Source organism: Gemmobacter sp. LW-1 (assembly GCF_001303875.1).
Classification (GTDB): domain Bacteria; phylum Pseudomonadota; class Alphaproteobacteria; order Rhodobacterales; family Rhodobacteraceae; genus Gemmobacter; species Gemmobacter caeni.
Window position 1 is genome coordinate 156,009 of sequence record NZ_LJSC01000054.1, and the last position, 21,114, is coordinate 177,122.

Annotated in this window: 22 protein-coding genes; 10 read left to right on the forward strand and 12 right to left on the reverse strand. The window is 64.9% G+C overall.

What is annotated here, in order from left to right; genetic code table 11:
• The coding region (locus tag AO684_RS22405; RefSeq protein ID WP_304437870.1) for an inositol monophosphatase family protein at positions 1–198 on the forward strand (198 nt) is incomplete at its 5' end.
• Here AO684_RS22405 and AO684_RS17040 read toward each other — a convergent pair.
• Entirely contained in the window at positions 195–953 is a 759-nt protein-coding gene (locus AO684_RS17040; RefSeq protein ID WP_054303920.1) for a 3-keto-5-aminohexanoate cleavage protein, read from the reverse strand. The genes AO684_RS22405 and AO684_RS17040 overlap by 4 nt on opposite strands.
• Positions 950–2,278 carry an aspartate aminotransferase family protein gene (locus AO684_RS17045; protein ID WP_054303921.1) on the reverse strand — a complete coding sequence of 443 codons (1,329 nt, stop codon included), beginning with the start codon at positions 2,276–2,278 and terminating at the stop codon, positions 950–952. Before AO684_RS17045 ends, AO684_RS17040 begins: the two co-directional genes overlap by 4 nt.
• 268 nt (positions 2,279–2,546) lie before the next feature.
• Between AO684_RS17045 and AO684_RS17050 the strand changes: the two genes are divergently transcribed.
• The 7 genes from AO684_RS17050 to AO684_RS17080 all read left to right on the forward strand — a co-directional run bounded on the left by AO684_RS17050 (position 2,547) and on the right by AO684_RS17080 (position 9,740).
• The gene (locus AO684_RS17050) at positions 2,547–3,212 is read left to right on the forward strand and encodes a helix-turn-helix domain-containing protein (protein ID WP_054303922.1); all 666 of its coding nucleotides are present in this window, start codon (positions 2,547–2,549) and stop codon (positions 3,210–3,212) included.
• A gap of 84 nt (positions 3,213–3,296) precedes the next feature.
• A complete protein-coding gene (locus tag AO684_RS17055) occupies positions 3,297–4,841 on the forward strand; it encodes an ABC transporter substrate-binding protein (RefSeq protein WP_235451311.1) in 1,545 nt (514 codons plus the stop codon).
• A 72-nt stretch (positions 4,842–4,913) separates the two neighbouring features.
• Positions 4,914–5,921 (forward strand): ABC transporter permease subunit, encoded by a 1,008-nt coding sequence (locus tag AO684_RS17060; RefSeq protein ID WP_054303923.1) that lies wholly within the window; start codon positions 4,914–4,916, stop codon positions 5,919–5,921.
• On the forward strand, positions 5,918–6,835 hold the full coding sequence (locus AO684_RS17065; protein ID WP_054303924.1) for an ABC transporter permease subunit: 918 nt from the start codon (positions 5,918–5,920) through the stop codon (positions 6,833–6,835). Before AO684_RS17060 ends, AO684_RS17065 begins: the two co-directional genes overlap by 4 nt.
• A gap of 4 nt (positions 6,836–6,839) precedes the next feature.
• The gene (locus tag AO684_RS17070; RefSeq protein ID WP_054303925.1) at positions 6,840–7,676 is read left to right on the forward strand and encodes an ABC transporter ATP-binding protein; all 837 of its coding nucleotides are present in this window, start codon (positions 6,840–6,842) and stop codon (positions 7,674–7,676) included.
• Positions 7,676–8,527 (forward strand): ATP-binding cassette domain-containing protein, encoded by an 852-nt coding sequence (locus AO684_RS17075; RefSeq protein WP_054303926.1) that lies wholly within the window; start codon positions 7,676–7,678, stop codon positions 8,525–8,527. The genes AO684_RS17070 and AO684_RS17075 overlap by 1 nt, the downstream gene beginning before the upstream one ends.
• Positions 8,528–8,585: 58 nt before the next feature.
• Positions 8,586–9,740 carry a Xaa-Pro peptidase family protein gene (locus tag AO684_RS17080; protein WP_054303927.1) on the forward strand — a complete coding sequence of 385 codons (1,155 nt, stop codon included), beginning with the start codon at positions 8,586–8,588 and terminating at the stop codon, positions 9,738–9,740.
• A gap of 33 nt (positions 9,741–9,773) precedes the next feature.
• On the opposite strand, the gene AO684_RS17085 is transcribed toward AO684_RS17080, so the two are convergent.
• The 8 genes from AO684_RS17085 to AO684_RS17120 form a co-directional block, all read right to left on the reverse strand.
• Complete coding sequence (locus AO684_RS17085; protein ID WP_054303928.1) at positions 9,774–11,483, reverse strand: FAD-dependent oxidoreductase; 1,710 nt, start codon at positions 11,481–11,483, stop codon at positions 9,774–9,776.
• A complete protein-coding gene (locus AO684_RS17090; protein WP_054303954.1) occupies positions 11,476–12,258 on the reverse strand; it encodes an SDR family NAD(P)-dependent oxidoreductase in 783 nt (260 codons plus the stop codon). Before AO684_RS17090 ends, AO684_RS17085 begins: the two co-directional genes overlap by 8 nt.
• 13 nt (positions 12,259–12,271) lie before the next feature.
• Complete coding sequence (locus tag AO684_RS17095) at positions 12,272–13,009, reverse strand: SDR family NAD(P)-dependent oxidoreductase (protein WP_054303955.1); 738 nt, start codon at positions 13,007–13,009, stop codon at positions 12,272–12,274.
• A 79-nt stretch (positions 13,010–13,088) separates the two neighbouring features.
• Positions 13,089–14,207 carry a C4-dicarboxylate TRAP transporter substrate-binding protein gene (locus AO684_RS17100; RefSeq protein WP_054303929.1) on the reverse strand — a complete coding sequence of 373 codons (1,119 nt, stop codon included), beginning with the start codon at positions 14,205–14,207 and terminating at the stop codon, positions 13,089–13,091.
• Between the two features lie 66 nt (positions 14,208–14,273).
• Positions 14,274–15,392, reverse strand: coding sequence for a C4-dicarboxylate TRAP transporter substrate-binding protein (locus tag AO684_RS17105; RefSeq protein ID WP_054303930.1), 1,119 nt, complete (start codon positions 15,390–15,392; stop codon positions 14,274–14,276).
• A gap of 73 nt (positions 15,393–15,465) precedes the next feature.
• Positions 15,466–16,770, reverse strand: coding sequence for a TRAP transporter large permease (locus AO684_RS17110; RefSeq protein ID WP_054303931.1), 1,305 nt, complete (start codon positions 16,768–16,770; stop codon positions 15,466–15,468).
• Positions 16,771–16,779: 9 nt separating this feature from the next.
• Positions 16,780–17,292 carry a TRAP transporter small permease subunit gene (locus AO684_RS17115; protein ID WP_054303956.1) on the reverse strand — a complete coding sequence of 171 codons (513 nt, stop codon included), beginning with the start codon at positions 17,290–17,292 and terminating at the stop codon, positions 16,780–16,782.
• Between the two features lie 23 nt (positions 17,293–17,315).
• Positions 17,316–18,074: an SDR family NAD(P)-dependent oxidoreductase gene (locus tag AO684_RS17120; protein WP_054303932.1), complete on the reverse strand. Its 759-nt coding sequence runs from the start codon at positions 18,072–18,074 to the stop codon at positions 17,316–17,318.
• A gap of 123 nt (positions 18,075–18,197) precedes the next feature.
• Here AO684_RS17120 and AO684_RS17125 point away from each other — a divergent pair, with 123 nt between their 5' ends.
• Both AO684_RS17125 and AO684_RS17130 read left to right on the forward strand, forming a co-directional pair.
• The gene (locus AO684_RS17125; protein WP_054303933.1) at positions 18,198–18,944 is read left to right on the forward strand and encodes a GntR family transcriptional regulator; all 747 of its coding nucleotides are present in this window, start codon (positions 18,198–18,200) and stop codon (positions 18,942–18,944) included.
• Positions 18,941–19,561: a glutathione S-transferase family protein gene (locus AO684_RS17130; RefSeq protein WP_054303934.1), complete on the forward strand. Its 621-nt coding sequence runs from the start codon at positions 18,941–18,943 to the stop codon at positions 19,559–19,561. Before AO684_RS17125 ends, AO684_RS17130 begins: the two co-directional genes overlap by 4 nt.
• A gap of 11 nt (positions 19,562–19,572) precedes the next feature.
• On the opposite strand, the gene AO684_RS17135 is transcribed toward AO684_RS17130, so the two are convergent.
• Positions 19,573–19,908 carry a hypothetical protein gene (locus AO684_RS17135; RefSeq protein ID WP_054303935.1) on the reverse strand — a complete coding sequence of 112 codons (336 nt, stop codon included), beginning with the start codon at positions 19,906–19,908 and terminating at the stop codon, positions 19,573–19,575.
• A 35-nt stretch (positions 19,909–19,943) separates the two neighbouring features.
• On the reverse strand, positions 19,944–20,933 hold the full coding sequence (gene lpxK, locus AO684_RS17140; protein ID WP_054303936.1) for a tetraacyldisaccharide 4'-kinase: 990 nt from the start codon (positions 20,931–20,933) through the stop codon (positions 19,944–19,946).
• Positions 20,934–21,114: the final 181 nt, after the last annotated feature.

Genomic DNA, 21,114 nt, shown 5'->3' on the forward strand with positions numbered 1-21,114 from the left:
GCGGGGCAGATCGACGTCGTGGTCGATTGCGGCTTGCAGCCCTATGACTATCTGCCGTTGATCGCGCTGGTCGAAGCGGCGGGCGGGCTGATCTGCGACTGGCAGGGCAAGCCGCTGACGCTTGAGTCCGACGGCCGCGTCATCACCGCCGCGACGCCGGAACTGCGCGACGCGATGATCGCGCTGCTGGCCGCCTAAAGCGCCGCGACGAGTTCGCGCACCCGGTCGGCATTGTCGCGGGCCGGGCGGCCATCGGCGTTCAACAGGTTGTTTTCAAAGCCGATCCGCGCCTTGCCGCCCTGTGCGATGGCCGCCAGCAGACAGGCGGTTTCCGCCGGGCCGAAGGCGCAGACCGCCCAATCGGCTTGCAACCCCGCCGCCCGCTGCCGCGCCAGCGGCGCCGTCAGATCGGCAGGGTCCGAGACCTGGCCCGCCGTGTAGCGCCCCAGAACATGCAGCAGTTGCAACCCGCCCGCCGGCACCACGCCCGCAGTTTGCAGGGCGGCCAGTCTGTCCACATCGGCGGCATCATAAAGGATATGCTGCACCGCGATCCCCGCGCCCGCGCAATCGTGGAAGAAGGCGCGGGTCAGGCCTTCGTCGGGTTCGGTGGTGATCTCGCGCAGCGCGACCGACACCATGGGCGGGCGCAGCGCCATGACCAGCGCGCGTTGTTCGGCGGCCGTGTAGCGCCCCACCGCCTCGGTGGTGATCTGCACCGCCATGCCCGGAACGGCGCGGGCAAGCTCGGCCAGCAGTTCCGCGTAAAGCCCCGCGTCGAGCACATGCGCGCCCTGCGCATCGCGGACATGGGCATGAATGGCCCCGGCCCCGGCGGCATGGCACTCCACCGCGCAGGCCACGATTTCGGCAATCGTCACCGGCAGCGCCGGATGGTCCGCCTTGCCCAGCCGCGCGCCGGTGGGCGCCACCATGATGCGCGGCAGGGTCATGCCGCCAGCGCGCCCCGGATCGCGCCGGAAAGTTTGCTTACCAATTCGTCGATCTGTGCATCCTCGATGATGAAGGGCGGCGCGAGAAGAATATGGTCGCCGCGCTGGCCGTCGATGGTGCCCCCCATCGGATAGCAGATCAGCCCGGCCTCAAAGGCCAGCGCCTTCACCCTGGCATGCAGTTTCAGCGCCGGGTCGAAAGGGGCTTTCGTCTCCCGATCCGCGACCAGTTCAACGCCGCGGAACAGCCCCCGCCCCCGGATGTCGCCGATATGGGGGTGCTGGCCCTGCTCTGCCTCCAGCGCGGCTTGCAGCCTGGCGCCCTGTTCGCGCACCCGCGCCAGCAGCCCGCGCGCGACAATCGCCTCCAGCACCGCATTGGCCGCCGCCGCCGCCATCGGATGCCCCATATAGGTGTGCCCGTGCTGGAAAAAGCCCGAGCCCGCCGCGACGGCGTCATAGATCCGGCCCGAGGTCAGCAGCGCCCCGATGGGCTGATAACCCGCCCCCAGCCCCTTGGCGATGGTGATGAGGTCGGGCGCCACGCCATCTTCCTCACAGGCGAACAGGTGGCCGGTGCGGCCCATGCCGCACATCACCTCGTCCAGGATCAGCAGGATGCCATGCTGATCGCAAATCTCGCGGATGCGGCGGAAATAGCCGGGCACAGCAGGCACCGCCCCGGCAGTTGCGCCGACCACCGGCTCGGCGATGAAGGCCATCACCGTTTCGGGGCCAAGGCGGTTGATTTCGGCCTCCAGCTCGTCCGCGACGCGCAGGCCATAGGCCTCGACCGTTTCACCCGGCGCGCGGTCGCGGTATTCGTAGCAGGGCGCGATATGGCTGGTTTCCACCAGCAGCGGTGCGAATTGCGCGCGCCGCCAGGCATTCCCCCCCGCCGCCAGCGCACCCAGGGTATTGCCGTGGTAGCTTTGCCGCCGCGCAATGACGCGGTGGCGCTGCGGCTGGCCGATTTCCATGAAATACTGTCGCGCGAGTTTCAGCGCCGCCTCCACCGCCTCCGACCCGCCCGAGACCAGATAGACCCGGTCGATCCCCGGCGGCGCATGGGCGATCAGCCGGTCGGCCAGCGCCTCGGCCGGTTCGGAGGTGAAGAAGCCGGTATGGGCGAAGGCGAGCCGATCCAGCTGGTCATGCAGTGCCGCCCGCACCCCCGCATCGGAATGGCCAAGGCAGGACACAGCCGCGCCACCCGACCCGTCGAAATAGCGTTTGCCCGCCGCGTCGATCAGATAGCACCCCTCGCCCCGCACGGCGACGGGCAAGGCCCCTTTCGTTGACCGCCCGAACAGATGATCCGGCATGATCCGCACCCTTTCCCGCTGATCCGCCGCTTGCGGATCAGCGGGAGTATCAAGCTACCGCCCTGTGAAAGCCAGTCCGAAACAGCAGGCCACCGTGCCTGTTCAGCCGCAACCATTCCCGCAAGGGTTGACAGACCCTTGGAAAGCTGCCCTTACGGAAAGGACCGAATCGGAGTTAAATTTTTTCCCAGACAAAAATTCGTGTTGCAATGTCGCAGCAATTCGGATGAACTTCCTCTGGGGCAAGATTCTGCGATCAAGGATGACAATGGCAAGGAAACCCGCAGGCGCGCCCGTCGCTCTGGGACAACGGATACGCAAGCGCAGGCAGATGATGTCGATGACCTTGCAGGAGTTGAGCAATGCCTGTGGTGTATCGGTGAGCTATCTCAGCCAGGTCGAACGCGACAATGCGACCCCGACACTGGGAACGCTGGCGGAAATCGCGGCGGCGCTGGATGTGGGAATCGAACATTTCATCGCCACCCCCCGCCAGTCCGACAGCGTCACCCGCGCCTCCGAGCGCCAGCAATTCGCGGTTTCCGGCACTTCGGTCATCTATGAACGGATCGGGGCCGAGTTTCCGGGCCATGAACTGACCTCCTTCGTCCTGAACGTGCCCGCAGGCTATGCCTCCGAAACCATCCAGCACGCGGGCGAAGAGCTGATCTTCGTTCTGGACGGCGAAATTCTTCAGGTGGTGGACGGACAGCAATTCCTGCTGCGCCCAGGCGACAGCATCCATTACCTTGGCCAGCACCCGCATTCCTGGTCCAACCCCGGCGACCGCATGGCGCGTCTGCTGTGGACCGGCAAGATGCTGCACGGCGCCACGCCGTCAGCCCATATCCCGCACGAGATTTCATCATCCCCCGTGCCGGACGAAACCCGACTCGACGCGCCGGAAGGCGCGCCCGACGCAACCGCCAAATAGCTGGCGGACGACTTCAAACCTCAAGGGAGTATAAACGTGAAGCGATTTCTCGTATTTGCCTCGGCGCTGGCCATGAGCGCTGCCATGGCGGAAGCCAAGACCTTCGTCTATTGCTCGGAAGCGTCGCCCGAAGGGTTCGACCCCGCGCCCTATACCGCCGGCGGCACCTTCGACGCCTCGGCCCACCCGGTCTACAACCGCCTGACCGAGTTCAAGAAAGGCACGACCGAGGTTATCCCCGGCCTCGCCGAAAGCTGGGATGTGTCGGAAGACGGCACCGAATACACCTTCCACCTGCGCAAAGGCGTGAAGTGGCACTCGAACGAAAAGTTCACCCCGTCGCGCGACTTCAACGCCGATGACGTGGTCTTCTCGTATGCGCGTCAGGGCGATGCCAGCAATCCGTGGCACCAGTACATCTCGGGCATCACCTACGAATACTACACTTCGATGGACATGCCGAACCTGATCAAGTCGGTCGAGAAGATCGACGATTACACGGTCAAGTTCACGCTGAACCAGCCGGAAGCGCCGTTCCTCGCCAATATCGCCATGCCCTTCGCCTCGATCGTGTCGAAGGAATATGCCGATACGCTGGACGCCGCGGGCACCAAGGAAGACCTGAACAACCTGCCGATCGGCACCGGCCCGTTCAAGTTCGTCGCCTATCAGAAAGATGCCGTGATCCGCTACGCCAAGAACCCCGACTACTGGGGCGAGGCGCCGATCATCGACGATCTGGTCTTTGCGATCACCCCCGATGCAGCGGTGCGTCTGCAAAAGCTGAAGGCCGGTGAATGCCACCTGATGCCTTATCCGGCCCCGGCCGATATCGAGGCGATCAAGGCCGACCCGAACCTGAAGCTGGACGAACAGGCCGGTCTGAACGTGGGTTATCTGGCCTACAACACGACCATGGCGCCCTTTGACAATCCGAAGGTCCGCAAGGCGCTGAACATGGCCATCAACAAGCAGGCCATTGTTGACGCGGTGTTCCAGGGCGCGGCCGAACCCGCCAAGAACCCGATCCCGCCGACCATGTGGTCGTACAACGACTCGATCAAGGACGATCCCTACGACCCGGAAGCCGCCAAGGCCATGCTGGCCGAGGCCGGTGTCACCGACCTGTCCATGAAGATCTGGGCGATGCCGGTGCAGCGTCCCTACATGCCGAACGCCCGCCGCACGGCAGAGCTGATGCAGGAAGACCTGTCGAAGGTCGGCGTCAAGGCCGAGATCGTGTCCTACGAATGGGGCGAGTATCTGGCCAAGTCGATGGAACCCGGCCGCGACGGCGCCGTGATCCTGGGCTGGACCGGCGACAACGGCGACCCGGACAACTTCCTGTCGGTGCTGCTGTCCTGCGATTCCGCCGGTGAAGGCGGCGCGAACCGTGCCTTCTGGTGCAACGAGGACTTCTCGAAACTGCTGAAGGACGCCAAGGTTACCGCCGACCCGGCCGAGCGCACCAAGCTTTATGAAGAGGCTCAGGTCATCTTCAAGGAGCAGGCGCCCTGGTTCACCATCGCGCACTCGACCCAGTATGTGCCGATGTCGAACAAGGTCTCCGGCTTCGTGATGAGCCCGCTGGGCGACTTCACCTTCGAAACCGTGGACATCGCCGAATAATCGGGCCGCATCTAACGGAAACCGGACGCGCGGGGACATGGTTCCCCGCGCGTTCTACAAGGAAAACGGTGCATGGTCCGGTTCATCCTCTCAAAGCTTCTGTATCTGGTCCCGACCTTCCTCGGGATCACCGTCATTGCCTTCAGCTTCGTGCGCATCCTGCCCGGCGACCCCGTGCTGCTGATGGCGGGCGAACGCGGCGTCAGCCCTGAACGGCACGCCGAACTGACGGCGCAGCTGGGTTACGACAAACCCGTGGTGATGCAGTATTTCGACTTCCTCGGCCGTCTGCTGCAAGGTGATTTCGGCAATTCGCTGGTCACCAAGAAGCCGGTGCTGACCGAATTCCTGACCCTGTTCCCTGCAACGGTTGAGCTGGGTCTGTGCGCCATCATCATCGCCACGCTGATCGGTGTGCCGGTGGGTGTGCTGGCCGCCATCAAACGGGGAAGCTGGTTCGACCAGATTTCCATGACCGCCGCACTGGTGGGCTTTTCCATGCCGATCTTCTGGTGGGGCCTGCTCCTGATCATCCTGTTTTCCGGTATTCTGGGCTGGACCCCGGTGTCGGGCCGCATCAGCCTGCTGTATTTCTTCCCCAATGTGACGGGCTTCATGCTGATTGACAGCCTGATGTCGGGGCAAAAGGGCGCCTTCACCTCGGCGCTGAGCCACCTGATCCTGCCCTCGGTCGTGCTGGCGACGATCCCGCTGGCGGTGATCGCCCGGCAGACCCGCTCCGCCATGCTGGAGGTGATGGGCGAGGATTATGTGCGCACCGCCCGCGCCAAGGGGATGCCCACCTACCGCGTGATCGGCGTGCATGCGCTGCGCAATGCCATGATCCCGGTGATCACCACCATCGGCCTGCAAATCGGCGTGCTGATGGCGGGCGCCATCCTAACCGAGACCATCTTTTCCTGGCCCGGCATCGGCAAGTGGATGATCGATTCCATCTCGCGCCGTGACTATCCGGTGGTGCAATCCGGCCTCCTGCTGATTGCCGCGCTGGTCATGGTCGTGAACCTGCTGGTCGATCTTACCTATGGCCTCATCAACCCGAGGATCCGCGTCAAATGACCGATACGTCCCAAACCAACGCCCCGGTCAAGCTTTCGGACGCCGCAATCCGCCGCCGGATGATCGCCGAGTTCTGGTTCTACTTCAGCCAGAACCGCGGCGCAGTCGTGGGCCTCGCCGTCTTCATCCTGCTGGTGCTGATCGCGGTATTCGCCTCTGTGCTGGCACCGCATGACCCGACCACGCAATACCGTGAGGCGCTGCTGGTCCCGCCGGTCTGGCAGGACGGTGGCAGCGCCAGCTACCTGCTGGGCACCGATGCCGTTGGCCGGGACATCCTGTCCCGCCTGATCTTCGGCGCGCAGTATTCGCTGTTCATCGGCATCGTCGTCGTGTCCATCGCGCTGGTGGGCGGCATCGTCATCGGCCTTCTGGCCGGGTTCTTCGGCGGCTGGGTGGACAGCGTCATCATGCGGGTGATGGATGTCATTCTTGCCTTCCCGTCGCTGCTGCTGGCGCTGGTGCTGGTGGCCGTGCTGGGGCCGGGGCTGACCAATGCGATGATCGCCATTGCCATCGTCTATCAGCCGCATTTCGCCCGCCTGACCCGCGCCGCCGTCATGTCCGAGATGAAGCGCGAATATGTCACCGCCGCCCGCGTGGCGGGGGCCGGCAATATCCGGCTGATGTTCAAGACCATCCTGCCGAACTGCCTTGCACCGCTGATCGTGCAGGCCACGCTGTCCTTCTCGTCCGCCGTGCTCGATTCCGCCGCCCTGGGCTTCCTTGGCATGGGGGCGCAGCCGCCCGCGCCGGAATGGGGCACCATGCTGGCCGAAGCGCGCGAATTCATCCTGCGCGCCTGGTGGGTCGTGACCTTCCCCGGCCTCGCCATCCTGATTTCGGTGCTGGCGATCAACCTGATGGGCGACGGTCTGCGCGACGCACTCGACCCCAAGCTGAAGCGGAGCTGACATCATGGCGCTTCTGAACATCCGTAACCTGACCGTCAAATTCGCCACCGCCACCGGCAGCTTTACCGCCGTGGACGGCATCGACGTCCGCGTCGACCGGGGCGAGGTTCTGGCCATCGTGGGCGAAAGCGGGTCCGGCAAATCGGTGTCGATGCTGGCGGTAATGGGGCTTCTGCCCGATACCGCCACCATTACCGCCGATGAAATGACCTATGACGGCCGCGACATCCTGAAGATGAGCGGGTCCGAACGCCGCCGCCTGATCGGCCGCGAGATCACGATGATCTTTCAGGAACCCATCGCCTCACTCAACCCCTCGTTCACCGTGGGCTTCCAGATCGAGGAGGTGCTGCGCCTGAACCTCGGGCTGTCGAAACGCGACGCCCATGCCAAGGCGCTGGACCTGTTCCGCGCCGTGGGCATCCCCGAGCCCGAGGTGAAGATCAACGCCTATCCGCACCAGATGTCGGGCGGGCAGTGCCAGCGTGTGATGATCGCCATCGCCATCGCCTCGAACCCGCGTCTGCTGATTGCGGATGAACCGACCACCGCGCTGGATGTGACGATCCAGAAACAGATCCTCGACCTGCTGATGAAGCTGCAGGAGGATTACGGCATGGCGCTCATCCTCATCACGCATGACATGGGCGTGGTGGCCGAAACCGCTGACCGTGTGGTGGTGCAATACAAAGGCAAGAAGATGGAAGAGGCGGATGTGCTGTCGCTGTTCGAGGCGCCGCAGCACCCCTATACCCGCGCGCTTCTGGCCGCCCTGCCGGAACATGCGACCGGCGACCGCCTGCCCACCGTTTCCGATTTCTTCCAGCAGGAGGGCGTGTGATGACTGCAACCCCCGTCGTTGAAGGCCGCGCCATCGTTCAGGACTACCACATTCCGGGCAGCATGTTTTCCGGCGCCAAGGTGGTTCGGGCACTGAAGGGCATCGACTTTGCCGTACAGAAGGGCAAGACGCTGGCCATCGTGGGCGAAAGCGGATCGGGCAAATCGACGCTGGCCCGCGTGATCGCGCTGATCGACGCGCCGTCCGGCGGCGAGTTGCGGATTGACGGCCAGCCCGTCGACATCCGCCGTCAGCGCCCCGGCCCCGCCATGCGCTCCAAGGTGCAGATGGTGTTCCAGAACCCTTATGGCAGCCTGAACCCGCGTCAGAAGATCGGCGACGTGCTGATGGAACCGCTGGTCATCAACACCGATGTTCCTGCCTCGGAACGGCGCGAACGGGCTGAGGCGATGCTGAAGAAGGTCGGGCTGCAACCCGAACACTTCAACCGCTATCCGCATATGTTTTCCGGCGGACAGCGGCAGCGGATCGCCATTGCCCGGGCGCTGATGCTGAACCCCTCGCTGCTGGTGCTGGACGAGCCCGTGTCAGCACTGGATCTGTCGGTGCAGGCGCAGGTGCTGAACCTTCTGGCCGATTTGCAGGACGAGTTCGATCTGACTTACGTTTTCGTCAGCCATGACCTGTCGGTGGTCCGCTATATCGCCGACGAGGTCATGGTGATCTCGAAGGGCGAGGCGGTGGAACAGGGTTCGCGGGAAGAGCTGTTTGCCGACCCGAAGCATCCCTATACCAAATCGCTGTTCGCTGCGACGCCGGTGACGGATGTCGAGGCGATACGCGCCCGCGTCGCCCGCCGCAAGGCCGCCCGGCAGGCCCAGCCCGCATGAGATGCCGCCGCCCCCGCATCGGGGGCGGCCCGATTGCCCGGTCCCGAAGGACAGTCCGATGACCGACTATGATACATTGCTGGCCGGGTTCCGCCCGGTCGATGTGCCCGCAATTCCCGCCGCCGAACTCTCGGGCCGTCTTGACACGCTGCGCCACGCCATGCGCGCGGGCGGGCTGGATGCGGTCTGGCTCGATGCCACATCGTCGCTGACCTATTACACCGGGCTGGCGCTTCATGCCTCGGAACGGCTGCATGGCGCGCTTGTGGGAGCAGATGGGTCGCTGACCTATGTGACGCCGAATTTTGAACGGCCCAAGCTGGAAACCATGATCCACATTCCCGGTGCAATTGCAGTCTGGGAAGAGGACGAAGACCCGTTCGCCCTGATCCCCGCCCGCGTCTCCGATCGCATCGGGCTGGACCCCGGAATGAGTTTTGGCTTTGCCAACCGGCTGATGGCGGCGAACCTGTCCGTCACCTCGGCCGGGCCGCTGATCGCGGCGCAACGGCGGATCAAGTCGGCCACCGAACTGGCCATCCTGCAAACTGCGATGGATGCCAGCCATGCGGTACAGAAGGCAGTACATACGGGCCTGCGCCCTGGTGTAACCACGGGCGAGGTGGCTGCTTTCGTGACCGCGGCGCATCAGGCGCTGGGGCTGCGCCATGTCTTTGTCGCCGTGCAGTTTGGCGAGGCGACGGCCTATCCCCACGGCGTGCCCTACGAGCAAAGCCTGAAGGACGGTGACATGGTGCTGGTTGACCTTGGCGGCAACCTGCACGGCTATCATTCCGATATCACGCGCAGCTATGTCTTCGGCACGCCGACCGACCGGCAGCGCCATCTCTGGGACTGCGAGTATCGCGCACAGATGGCGGGATTTGCCGCCGCCCGCCCCGGTGTGGCCTGTGCCGATGTCGATGCCGCCGCGCGGGGCTCGCTCGTCGCCGATGGCTTCGGCCCCGGCTATGCCGTTCCGGGCCTGCCGCACCGCACCGGCCACGGGCTCGGACTGGACCTGCATGAAGAGCCATGGATCGTCGCAGGCGATACCACCCCGCTTGCCCCCGGCATGTGCTTTTCCATCGAGCCGATGCTTTGCGTCTATGGCGAATGCGGTGTCCGGCTGGAGGACATCGCCTATATGACCGAGGAGGGGCCGCGCTGGTTCTGTGCCCCCTCGGCCAGTCTGGACCGCCCGTTCGAGTGATGCTGCGGCGCCCCTTCGCGGGGCGCCTTTGCCTTACTGGGCGGCAACCTGCCCGATCACATAGCCGAACACCAGCGCCGGACCCAAGGTGATACCCGGCCCCGGATAAGCCCCCGACATGATCGAGTTGATGTCGTTTCCGCAGGCGAACAGACCGGGGATCGGCTGACCCTGCCGGTCTTTCACCCGGCCTTCTGCCGTCACATCCAGCCCCATCGAGGTGCCGATGTCACCGGGGAAGATCTCGATGGCATAGAACGGCGCTTCCAGCGGGCGCAGGCAGGGGTTCGGCTTGTTCTCGGCATCGCCCAGATAGCGCTGATAGCTCGTGGCCCCCTTGCCGAAGGCCGCATCCTCGCCCCTCACGGCACCGGCGTTGAAGGCCCGCACCGTCGTTTCCAGCGCTGCCGGGTCTATACCGCATTGCCGCGCCAGCCCATCCAGCGTGGCATCGCGCTTCAGATAGCCGCTGGCGATATGCTTGCCGATCCGCGCCGGGAAGGCATGGGCCGCCCCCAGACCATAGCGCCGCACCGCCCGGTGATCCGCCACCAGCCAGGCCGACCGCTGCCCCTCGGCCAGCAGTTTCGCAATCAGCCCCTGCACGAAATCGTGGTAGCTGGAGGCCTCGTTCACGAAACGCTGCCCGTCATGGCCCACGGCAATGATACCCGGTTTCGCACGGTCAAGAAACAGATGCGGGAAGGGCCGGACCGAGCCATCAGTATTGCGCAGCAGCGACACCGGGGTCCAGAAACCGCCATTGGCATTGGTGTCAACGAAGGCCGCACCGATGGCTTCGGCCGCCGCAATCGCGCCGCCGGTGCCGGTGCCAGGCGACATGGAATAATGCGGCAGACCGCGTTTCACATGGTCGAAGGTTTCCGCCCGCTTCGCCGGGTTCTGCGGATACCCCCCCGCCGCCAGCACCACACCGTGCCTGGCCGCGATGCGGCGCAAGCCCTTCGGCCCCTTGACCTCGGCCCCCGTCACGCGGCCTGTCTCATCACGGATCAGGCCAATCAGCTCGTGCCCGGTGCACAGCGGAATACCCAGCGCGAATACCGTTTCCGCCAGCCGCCCCGACACCGCAGCCCCCATCACCAGCCGGGTATTGCGGCCATGGGTCACCCGGTCGCGCAGATACCGCAGCACGGTTTTCGTGGCATAGGTCGCGGATTTGACCGAGCGCGCCATGCGCAGGAAGTGAAAGATGTCGGGCCGCCCCAGCGGCATGCCGCCAAGGATGGTGAAATCCGCGATCGGCGGGCGCATGCGGTAAAGATCGGCGCCCAGCTTGCGGCCATCATAATCATCGGCATCCAGCGACCGGCCGCCTTCCGTCGCGCCCTCGGCGTCGGAATGGTAATCCGGCGAATACGCCCGGTGCGCCAGCTTCAGCGCGGTCTTTTCATGGAAAAAGCCGATGGCCTCCGGCCCCTTGTCGAGAAAGGCATCGACCAGTTCGGCGTTGAACAGATTGCCTGTCTCGCCTTTAATATAGGTGCGCGCGGCCTCGCGACTGTCGGTCATCCCGGCAGCGGCGGCCAGCGGGTTGCCGGGCACCCAGATCGCGCCCCCCGAAACGGCGGTGGAGCCGCCGAACACATCGGATTTCTCGATGATGACCGGCGACAGGCCATGGTGACGGGCGGAAATGGCGGCGGCCATGCCCGCCGCGCCGGAGCCGACGATCAACAGATCGCAGCTTTCCGGCAGATCAGGCACCAGAGGTTTACGCATGGATCGCCTCTTCCCGCGGATAGCGGCCCATGGCCCAGCCGCCATCAACGGCAAGGATCTGCCCGGTGATGAACGACGCCTCGTCAGAGGCGAGGAAGCGCACGGCTCGGGCGACATCCTCCGGCGTGCCGACACGGCGCAGCGGGGCGCCGTCGATCATCTGATGCCGTCGCCAGGCTTCGGTGCGGATGCGTTCGGCGGTCAGCGGGGTTTCGATCAGACCGGGGGCGACCGCGTTGACGCGGATGCCGTTCGGCCCGAAATCGTTGGCCATCTGCCGCGTCAATCCGATCACCGCCGCTTTCGAGGCGGAATAGCCGCAGGAGCTTTGCGCGCCGATCTGCCCGAAGATCGAGGCGGTGTTGACGATGGCGCCGCCGCCATTGCGCATCATCCGCCCCACAGCCCAGCGCGACAGGCGGAACAGGCCCAGCACGTTGATATCGAAATACCGGGTGAAATCCGCATCGCTGGTTTCCAGCGCATGCGCGCCGCGCGCGACACCTGCATTGTTGATCAGGATGTCCGGCTGCCGCCCCTCTGCCGCCAGCGCGGCATCAAGCTGGTCGGGCAGGCCCGCGTCGGTCACATCCCCCTGCACGGCGGTCACGCCGGGACGGGTGGCGAGCGCCGTAATCCCGTCGGGTTCGCGGTCCACCGCCACGACATGCGCGCCTGCGGCCAGAAGCGCCTCGGCAATCGCAAGGCCGATGCCCTGCCCCGCGCCGGTTACAATGGCGGTGCGGCCGTTCAGGGTGCTTGGTTCCATGGTCATCTCAAGCCCCTCCTCAGAATGCCGCCGTGCCGCCGACGGACCGGCCACCATCGACGATCAGCACCTGCCCTGTCACATATTCGGCGCGCGGATCGGCGAAGAACGCGACCGCATGGGCGATATGTTCTGGCTGTCCAAGCCGCCCCGAGGGTTGCTGCACGCGCAGCCCCTCCAACCCCTCGGCGCGTTCCAGCAGCATGTCGGTGACGATGACACCGGGGGCGACCGCGTTCACCGTGATCTGCTTTTCCGCCAGTTCCAGCGCCAGTGCCTTGGTGAATCCCGCCACCCCCGCCTTGGAGGCCACATAATGCGCATAGTGCCGCGCCCCGAAGGCCGCGCGCGAGGCGAGGTTGATGATCCGCCCGCCTTCGGGCAACACGCGCGCCGCCTGCTGGCAGAGCGTGAACATGGCGACCAGATTGACCTCGTACATCTTGCGGAAGTCATCGGCTGTCAGCTTGTCGAAATCGCGGGTGTTGAAGATGCCCGCGTTGTTCACCAGCACTCTCAGGTTGGCCGCACCGCCGATCAGCACCTGTGTGGCGGCCGGATCGGTGATGTCCAGCACCTCGGCCCGCGCGGTATGGCCCTTCGCCTGCAACTGGCGCACGGTTTCCTGCGCACCTTCGGCGGCCCGGTCGGCCACGATGACGGCATAGCCGTCGTCGGCAAGACGATGGGCGATGGCCCGGCCAATGCCGGAGCCAGCGCCGGTCACGATGGCGGTGGATTGAGGTTCTGTGGTCATGGGGGTCACCAGAAGATTCGGACTGGCCATTGCGGCCCGGAGAAAGACCCCGCGCAGGCATCTGCGCGGGGCTGTCGTGTCAGTTCAGGCCAAAGCTGTTGGCATCGAGCCTAGCGTAGATCTGTTCGTTCACCAGCTTGGCGATGGCCTCGGTATCATTGCGGTCCACGCCTTCCAGGAGGCCCGACCATTTCGCGACCAGAGCCAGATATTCGTCGATGATCGGGGTCGGGTCGGCGATGCCGCGCGCCTCCATCGTGCGCTTGGCAAGGCCCGCCAGCATGCCATCCTGGAACTCTTTCAGCTTCGCAGCCATGTCGGGATTGGCGTCCTCGATCACGATGCCGCGTTCGGCCGAACCTTTCAGAGCGGAATCGACGCCCTGATGATAGGCGACCTGCGCACGGGCCAGCGCCATGCCGGTCAGATCAAGGATGGCGCGGCGGTCTTCCGGTGACAGCCCCGCCCAGAACTCCTTGTTCATCACATAGGTCGCGCCCAGCGACGACCCCTGCGGCAGCCGGTTCACATATTTGACGATCTCCCAGAACTTGTAGCCGAATTCGAGATTCGTCGGGTCCGACAGCGTGCAGTCCAGCGAGCCGCGTTCCAGCCCGGTATAGACATCGGTCATCGGCACGGCGACCGGGGTGGCGCCAAGGAAGGCGATCCATTCATTCTGCGCCGTGCCCGCGGTGCGGATCTTCAGCCCCTTGACCGAGGCCGGATCGCTGATCGGCTTCATGCAGAAGAAATTGTAGATCGGCGTCGAATAGCCACCCAGAAACACGGCATTGTGCTTGCCGTATTCCGCCACCATCTGCGGGTTCAGCACGCCGATTTCGGTCAGGGCGAAGGCCGCCGCATAATCGTCCTTCGCAAGGAAGGCGAGGTCATTGATCACGCCCGACAGCGGCAGTTCCGACGGCGTGTAAGAGGCGGCAACGATACCAAGCTGCGCCACGCCATCGCCGATGGCCTGAAGCGTGGTCGGCGCCGGAACCAGCGAACCCGAGGAATAGACCTCGAAATTCACCCGGTCACTGGTGGCCTTGGCGATTTCCTGCACGAAAGGGCCATAGGCGACGCCATTCAGGATATGCGAGGGCGCCATCCAGTTGGTCGCCTGATACATGTCGGCGGCAGCAGGCAGCACAAGAAAGGGCAGCGCCGCTGCCGCAAGAAGCGTTGATTTCATCTTGGGGGGTGTCCTGTCGGTTGTTGCCCCGGCCCTGTGGCGGGCCGGGGAAGGTTCAGTCAGGCGTCATTCCAGACCGAAGCTGTTTTCGTCGATCTTGTCGTAGAGATTGGCTTTCAGGATCGCGGCCACCGCATCTGCGTCGGTGCGGTCGACATCGGCCAGAAGGCCCGTCCATTTCGCCTCAAGCGCGGTATAGTCGTTCAGCACGTCGGTCGGATCGTCGATACCGCGTTCGGCCATCGCCTTGGCGGGCAGCTTGCTTGCCACCTGCGACTGGAAGGCGGCGAGCGTATCGCGCATTTCCTGGGTCGGTTCGGTCACTTTCAGCCCACGCTCCTTCGAGCCTTCCAGCGCCGCCTGCACGCCGACGTGGTAGGCCACCTGCGACCGCGCCAGCCCGGTGGCCATGGCATCAAGGATGATGCGGCGCTGTGCCGGTTCCAGCCCGACCCAGAAATCCTTGTTCATCACATAGGTCGCGCCGACCACCACGCCCATCGGCAGGGTGTTCACGGTCTTGGCGACCTCCCAGAACTTGTTGCCCTTGTCGAGGTTGGTCGGGTCCGACATGGTGCAGTCAATAGAGCCGCGCTCCAGCCCCGAATAGACATCGCCGATCGGCACCGAGACCGGCACGCCGCCCAGCGATTGAATCCATTCCGTCTGTGCCGTGCCCGCGACGCGCACCTTCTTGCCCGCCACATCGGCCGGGGTCACGATTTCCGACATGCAGATGAAGTTGTAGAAGGGCGTCGAATAGCCGCCAGCGAAGATACCACCATTCTTCGACCATTCGGCCTGCACCTTCTTGTTGGTCAGGCCGAGTTCGGTCCAGGCGAAGGCGGCGGCAAGGTCATCCTTGGCGACGAAGCCCATGTCGTTGATCGTGTTGTTCAGCGGCAGTTCCGAAGGCGTATAGCCCGGATAGACAATCCCGATCTGCGCCACGCCATCGGCCAGGCCCTGCATCGTGGTCGGCGCGGGTACCAGAGCGCCCGAGGAATAGACCTCGATCTCCATGGCGCCACCCGAGGCGGCGGCCACATCTTTGGCGAACTCCTGATACGGGAATTCGTTCAGGATATGGGCGGGCGCCATCCAGTTGGTCGCCTGATAGGTTTCGGCACTTGCCGCACCGGCCAGAAGCGGCAGAAGCGTTGCACCAAGCAGCAGTCGTTTCATTGGTATTCCTCCCTTTTTGGCGATGCCCGCCCTCCCGCGGCGCATCTGCCCCAGTTGCGCGCCAGGCGGGCGCTTAACGGCTCATCATTCCCGGCAGCCACAGTGCGATCTGCGGAAAGCCGATCAGCAGCGCCAGCACCAGCAGATCCACCGCGATGAACCAGCTCACCCCGGCGAAGATCTGGTTCAGCGACACCCGATCCCCCAGCGATGTCTTGATGACGAAAACATTCATGCCGACAGGCGGGCTGATCAGGCCAATGGTCATCAGCTTGATGACCAGAATGCCGAACCACGTCAGATCCACCCCGTGCTGGTGCAGCAGCGGCACCAGAACCGGCATGGTCAGCAGCATGATCGAGATTTCCTCCATGAAGGTGCCCATCAACACCAGCAGGACGCAGATCAGCAGAATGATCGTCAGCGTGTCATAGCCTTCGAAGAACCCCATCACCCAGTTCGGGATGGTGGCCAGCGCCACGAAACGGGCGAACAATGCGGCGCCCAGCACGATCATGAAGATGGCCGAGGTGCCCGCCGCCGTGTCGATGACCGACCGGACCAGCATCGGCCGGTTCAGCCGCCCACGCAGCGCTGCGATGACACAGGCGAGAAAAGCCCCCACAGCGCCGGATTCGGTTGCGGTGAAAGCGCCGGTGAAGATGCCGCCCATCACGATGGCCGTCACCACCGGCAGGGGCCAGGCATCGCGCAGCAGCGCCCATTTCTCGGCCCGTGTGCTTTGATCCACATAGCGAGGCGCAAGGCTCGGCTTCAGCATGCAGCGCAGCGTGATCATGGTGATGAAGGCCAGCGCCGTCAGGATACCCGGCAGCACACCTGCCATGAACAGCGTGTTGATCGAGGTATCGACCAGCAGACAATAGACAATCATCAGCACCGAGGGCGGGATCAGAGCCGCCAGCGTGCCCGAAGCCGCGACCGAGCCCGTGGCAAGGCCAGGGTCATATTTGCTGTGCAGCATCTCCGGCACCGCGATGCGCGAGAAGGCGGCAGAGGTCGCCACGCTGGACCCGCTCGCCGCGCCGAACAGCGCCGAGGCGAAAACGGTGGATGAGGCAAGCCCGCCCGGAATGCGCGCAAGGAAAATGCGCGCCGCCCCGAACAGCCCGCGCGTCAGCCCCGCCTCGACCGCGACGAAGCCCATGAACAGGAACATCGGGATAGCCGACAGGTTCCAGTCACCGATCAGGTTGAAGGGAATGGCCTTGGTGATGCCGACCGCAGGCTTGAAGCCCATCATAGCCCAGATGCCGAAGAAGGCGGTCGACCCCATGGCGACCCCGATGGGCACCCGAATGCCGATCAGCAGCATGATGGCGGCGATCCCGGCAAAACCGATTTCAAGACGTTCCATTGGCTTTCCTCAGAGATCTTGGACGGCAGGCGTGCCGGTGGTGCGGATCTGGCCGCGCGGGCCAAGGATCAGCCGCAGCAGGATGACCACCACCGCCAGCACAAAGCCGAAGGGCAGCAGGAATTTCGCGGGCCATGTGGTGATGCGCCAGATCCCGTCCACGGTTTCGCCGATGCGCCAGGCATGAGTGGCGACATCCCAGGAAAACCACGCAAGGATGCTGTAATAGACGGCCGATACCAGATCGGCGATCCAGCGCATCGCGCCCTGCACCCGGGCCGGCACCTTGTCGTAAACCACCTCGACCACGATCGAGCCGCCCGAGGCCTCGACCCAGGCGAGCGGCAGGAACACGCAGCCGATCATGTAATAGGCTGCCACCACCTCGGCCGTGCCGGGCAAGGGGGCGTTGAAGGCATATTTGCCGATCACGTCGATCATCACATGCAGCATCATCAGCACCACGGTCGCCCCGGCGGCCCAGCCCAGAAGATGCGTCAGCCTTTCGGCGATCTTAACCATCGTCCCCTCCCCTGCCGGATGCATCACTGCATCCGGTAGCCGCCGTTCACGTCGATCACCGCGCCGGTGATGTATCCGGCGTCCTCGCCCATCAGAAACGATACCGCCCCGGCCACATCGCCTGGCGAGCCGATCCGGTTCAGCGGGATATTGGCAGCCACCGTGCTGTCCTTTTCCGGCGGCAGCGACTGGCGCAGCATCGGCGCGTCAATCAGACCCGGCGCCACCGCATTGACAGTGATGCCCAGTGCCGCTGCCTCGCGGGCGCCCGCTTTCACCAGCGCCAGGACCGATCCTTTGGACGCGATATAGGCCGCGCTGGAACGATAGCCGCCCAGCTGCGCCGCGACCGAGGCGAAACCGATGAACCGCCCGCCGGTGGCGCCGCGACGCGTCGCTCCGCGCAGGTATTCCCGCAACAGCAGGAAGGTGCCGGTCGAGTTCACGCGCTGGGTCAGCTCCCATTCTTTCACCGAAATGTCGGTGATCGGCGGGCGGTCGCCATTCGCTGCGAACAGCAGGATTCCCGCCGCTGCAACCACATGTTCCACCGGCGCACCCGCAGCCTCGGCTGCGGCGAAGGCATCCGCCACCGCCGCTTCGTCGGAAACATCCAGCGCGATGGCGCGGTGCCCCTGCCCCGGCAGACCGGCCACGACGCGCGCCGCCGCCTCGGCCGACAGATCTGCTGCCAACACCCCGAAACCGTCCGCCGCCAGCCTGCGGCACACACTTTCCCCAATGCCGCCAGCCGCGCCGGTGACAAGTACGATTCTCGACATTGCCGAAGATCCTCCCCTTCGTTGCAAACGAAATGAACACATTTAATCGGTAATTGCAAAATGAATCTTCCGTAAATACAATTTTTGGATACATTAAGCGAAACAACCCAAGGGAGGGGTGGCTTGACCGAGGCACATACAAGCACGGAACTGGCCATCGAGAAGCTGCGCGAGGCGATCCTCAGCGGCGAGCTTCTGCCCGGTGACCGTCTGCATCAGGATCGCCTGGCTGAAATGCTGGGTATCTCGCGCACACCCCTGCGCGCAGCGCTGACGACGCTGGCCCAGACCGGGCTGGTGTCCTATGAAAGCAACCGCGGCTTCTATGTGCGGGAGTTCTCGATTGCCGAAGTCTCGGGCGCGTTCGAGGTGCGGGCCGAGCTTGAGGCGATGGCCTGCCGCCTTGCCGCCGCCAATATGACCGATGCCGCCCGCAAATATCTGGCGGATCTGGTGGCCGAAGGCGACCGACTTCTGGAACCCGGCGCGCTGCTGCCGGAAAACCTTGGCGCCTACCGCCGGATGAATGTCAATTTCCATACGGCGGTGATGGATCTGTCCGGCAATGCCTGGATACGGACCTTCGTGCAAAGCCTGCACAATGTACCCGCCGCATCGGACCGTGTGATCATGTGGCGGGACTTCCGCGTGATCGAACGGTCGCACGACGATCACCACCGCATTGCCCGCGCGCTGGCCAAGGGCCAGGGTGAACGTGCGGCGGCGATCATGCGCGAACATATCACCTTCGCGCTGGAGCATCTGGACCTGCAACTGAAGCTTTATCCGCAGGATTTCCTTCGCATGCCCAGCCCCGACAAACCCGCGAAGGGCCGCAAGGCCAGCCGCAGCAAAAGGAGTTCAGAATGACCATCCGCGTATTCCATTCCCCCGCCTCGCCCTATGTGCGCAAGGTGATGGTGGCCGCCGCCGAACGCGGGCTTGCGGACCAGATCGAAAAGCTGCCTTCGGCTGCCGGGCCGGTGAAACGTGATCCGGGCATCGTGCAGCACAATGCCTCGGGCAAGGTGCCCTGTGCGCTGCTGGCCGATGACACGCCGCTGTTCGACAGCCGGGTCATCACGCAATATGTCGACAGCCTGGGCGTTGCGGGTGATCCGCTTTACCCGCAGGATGCCCGCCGCTTTGCTGTGCTGACCGCCGAAGCGCTGGCCGAATCCGTGCTCGATGCCGCCCTGCTGCACCGTTATGAAAACGCGCTGCGCCCCGAAGAAAAGCGTTGGGAGGACTGGTCGCGCGGGCAGATGGACAAGATCGATTCGGGTCTGGACGATCTGGAAGGGCGCTGGTTCGCCGCGATCACCGACGGGTTCAATGCAGCTTCCATCGCCGCCGCCTGCGCGCTGGGGTATCTGGATTTCCGCTTTGCCAGCAAGGACTGGCGCAGCACCCGCCCGCGTCTGGCCGAATGGTTTGCCACGGTCAGCGCCCGCCCGTCGATGAAAGACAGCTTTCCCGCGGGCTGAGCCTTTTCCTGTCAGTCGAAGAACGGCGTCATCTGCGCCACCACGACCGAATTTTCCTCAAGCGCGCGCTGCATCAGCGCGCGTTCCTCGTCGGGGATCTCGTCGCCCGCCTCAATCCGTTCGTCCAGCGTGCCGTAGCCCGACACGTCCAGCGGTGCCAGGTCGGCCTGTTTGAGGATGGCGACCGTTTCCCGCACCGCCTCGGCCTCGTCCACGCCGCTGGCATAGATCATCAGCGCGGCGCCGGTCGCCTTGTCGGGCAGGCCGTCCCCCGATTTGCGGCCGACCTCGACCACCAGCGTATAAACCTGCTGCGGTCGCTTCACCTTGCCGTCATCGCTTGCCATGCCACCCTCCGCGCCTTGCCGTTCCGCGTCCACAGCTACGCCGGATCGCCGGGCCGGGCAAGCGCGCCAATCCTGACCAGCGCCGCCTCCAGCGGCAGCCAGTCATCCAGCCGCAGCCGTACCGGCAATGTCAGCACCTTCGGGCGGAAGGCGGCGGGCAGGCGCACAGCATCCTTTTCAGTCGTGACCAGCTGGGCGCCCAGCATCGCCGCGTCCCGCTCCAACCGCGCCAGCAGCGCGGGCGACAGCGGCTGGTGATCATCCAGCGGCACTTCGCGGGCGATGATCGCACCTTCGGCCCTGAGCGAGGCGAAGAATTTCGCAGGCTGGCCAATCCCGGCGAAGGCAAGCACCCGCTCCCCCTGCCAGCCCATGCCGGTGGGCAGAACCTCCAGCCGCCCGCGCAGATGCGGCACGGGGGCAGTGAAGCCCGCCGCGAACCGTGCCTGCGCCGATGCATCCCCGATGGACAGCAGAAAATCCGCCCGCGCCAGCCCCGCCGCCACGGGCTCACGCAGCGGGCCGGCGGGCAGACACAACCCGTTGCCAAAGCCCTGCGCCGCATCGACCACCACGATGGACAGATCTTTCTGCACCGAAGGGTTCTGAAATCCGTCATCCAGCAGGATGACGCGCGCCCCGGCGGCCTCGGCAGCTTTCACGCCGGCGGCACGGTCCTTCGCCACCCAGACCGGCGCGAAAGGGGCGATCAGCAGCGGTTCATCCCCCACCTCGGAGGCCAGATGCCGGGGCTGCACCTGCACCGGCCCGGCCAAGCGTCCGCCATGTCCGCGCGTCACAACATGAGCGCCTTCGGGCAGCCGCTCCAGCAGCGCGAGGGTCGTCGGCGTCTTGCCCGTACCACCCGCGTTCAGGTTGCCGATGCAGATAACCGGAACCGCCGCGCGATAACCGGCCCGCGCCACCCGGCGTGCCGTCGCGGCCGCGTAAAGCGCACCCAGAGGGCGCAACACCTGCGCGGCAAGACTCGGGGCGGGCTGGAACCAGAAATCAGGTGCGCGCATCGGCTACCCCTCCCCCAGCAATTGCCGCATGAGGGCCAGGGCCTGCGCCGTCGCCTCAGTCCCTTCGGATGATACGATCCATGCCGCACGCGCCAGCAACGCCGCCCGGTCGGGCGCCAGCAATTCTGCCACCGCCTCGGCCAGATCGGGCGCCGAAGCAACGGACCGCGCACCACGCGCC

Coding starts and splice junctions, on each gene's coding strand:
- AO684_RS17040 (WP_054303920.1), bottom strand. CDS start 953: ATGACCCTGCCGCGCATCATGGTGGCGCCCACCGGCGCGCGGCTGGGC.
- AO684_RS17065 (WP_054303924.1), top strand. CDS start 5,918: ATGACCGATACGTCCCAAACCAACGCCCCGGTCAAGCTTTCGGACGCC.
- AO684_RS17045 (WP_054303921.1), bottom strand. CDS start 2,278: ATGCCGGATCATCTGTTCGGGCGGTCAACGAAAGGGGCCTTGCCCGTC.
- AO684_RS17095 (WP_054303955.1), bottom strand. CDS start 13,009: ATGACCACAGAACCTCAATCCACCGCCATCGTGACCGGCGCTGGCTCC.
- AO684_RS17085 (WP_054303928.1), bottom strand. CDS start 11,483: ATGCGTAAACCTCTGGTGCCTGATCTGCCGGAAAGCTGCGATCTGTTG.
- AO684_RS17100 (WP_054303929.1), bottom strand. CDS start 14,207: ATGAAATCAACGCTTCTTGCGGCAGCGGCGCTGCCCTTTCTTGTGCTG.
- AO684_RS17060 (WP_054303923.1), top strand. CDS start 4,914: ATGGTCCGGTTCATCCTCTCAAAGCTTCTGTATCTGGTCCCGACCTTC.
- AO684_RS17120 (WP_054303932.1), bottom strand. CDS start 18,074: ATGTCGAGAATCGTACTTGTCACCGGCGCGGCTGGCGGCATTGGGGAA.
- AO684_RS17075 (WP_054303926.1), top strand. CDS start 7,676: ATGACTGCAACCCCCGTCGTTGAAGGCCGCGCCATCGTTCAGGACTAC.
- AO684_RS17115 (WP_054303956.1), bottom strand. CDS start 17,292: ATGGTTAAGATCGCCGAAAGGCTGACGCATCTTCTGGGCTGGGCCGCC.
- AO684_RS17135 (WP_054303935.1), bottom strand. CDS start 19,908: ATGGCAAGCGATGACGGCAAGGTGAAGCGACCGCAGCAGGTTTATACG.
- AO684_RS17080 (WP_054303927.1), top strand. CDS start 8,586: ATGACCGACTATGATACATTGCTGGCCGGGTTCCGCCCGGTCGATGTG.
- AO684_RS17130 (WP_054303934.1), top strand. CDS start 18,941: ATGACCATCCGCGTATTCCATTCCCCCGCCTCGCCCTATGTGCGCAAG.
- AO684_RS17110 (WP_054303931.1), bottom strand. CDS start 16,770: ATGGAACGTCTTGAAATCGGTTTTGCCGGGATCGCCGCCATCATGCTG.
- AO684_RS17105 (WP_054303930.1), bottom strand. CDS start 15,392: ATGAAACGACTGCTGCTTGGTGCAACGCTTCTGCCGCTTCTGGCCGGT.
- AO684_RS17070 (WP_054303925.1), top strand. CDS start 6,840: ATGGCGCTTCTGAACATCCGTAACCTGACCGTCAAATTCGCCACCGCC.
- lpxK (WP_054303936.1), bottom strand. CDS start 20,933: ATGCGCGCACCTGATTTCTGGTTCCAGCCCGCCCCGAGTCTTGCCGCG.
- AO684_RS17055 (WP_235451311.1), top strand. CDS start 3,297: ATGGCGGAAGCCAAGACCTTCGTCTATTGCTCGGAAGCGTCGCCCGAA.
- AO684_RS17050 (WP_054303922.1), top strand. CDS start 2,547: ATGGCAAGGAAACCCGCAGGCGCGCCCGTCGCTCTGGGACAACGGATA.
- AO684_RS17090 (WP_054303954.1), bottom strand. CDS start 12,258: ATGACCATGGAACCAAGCACCCTGAACGGCCGCACCGCCATTGTAACC.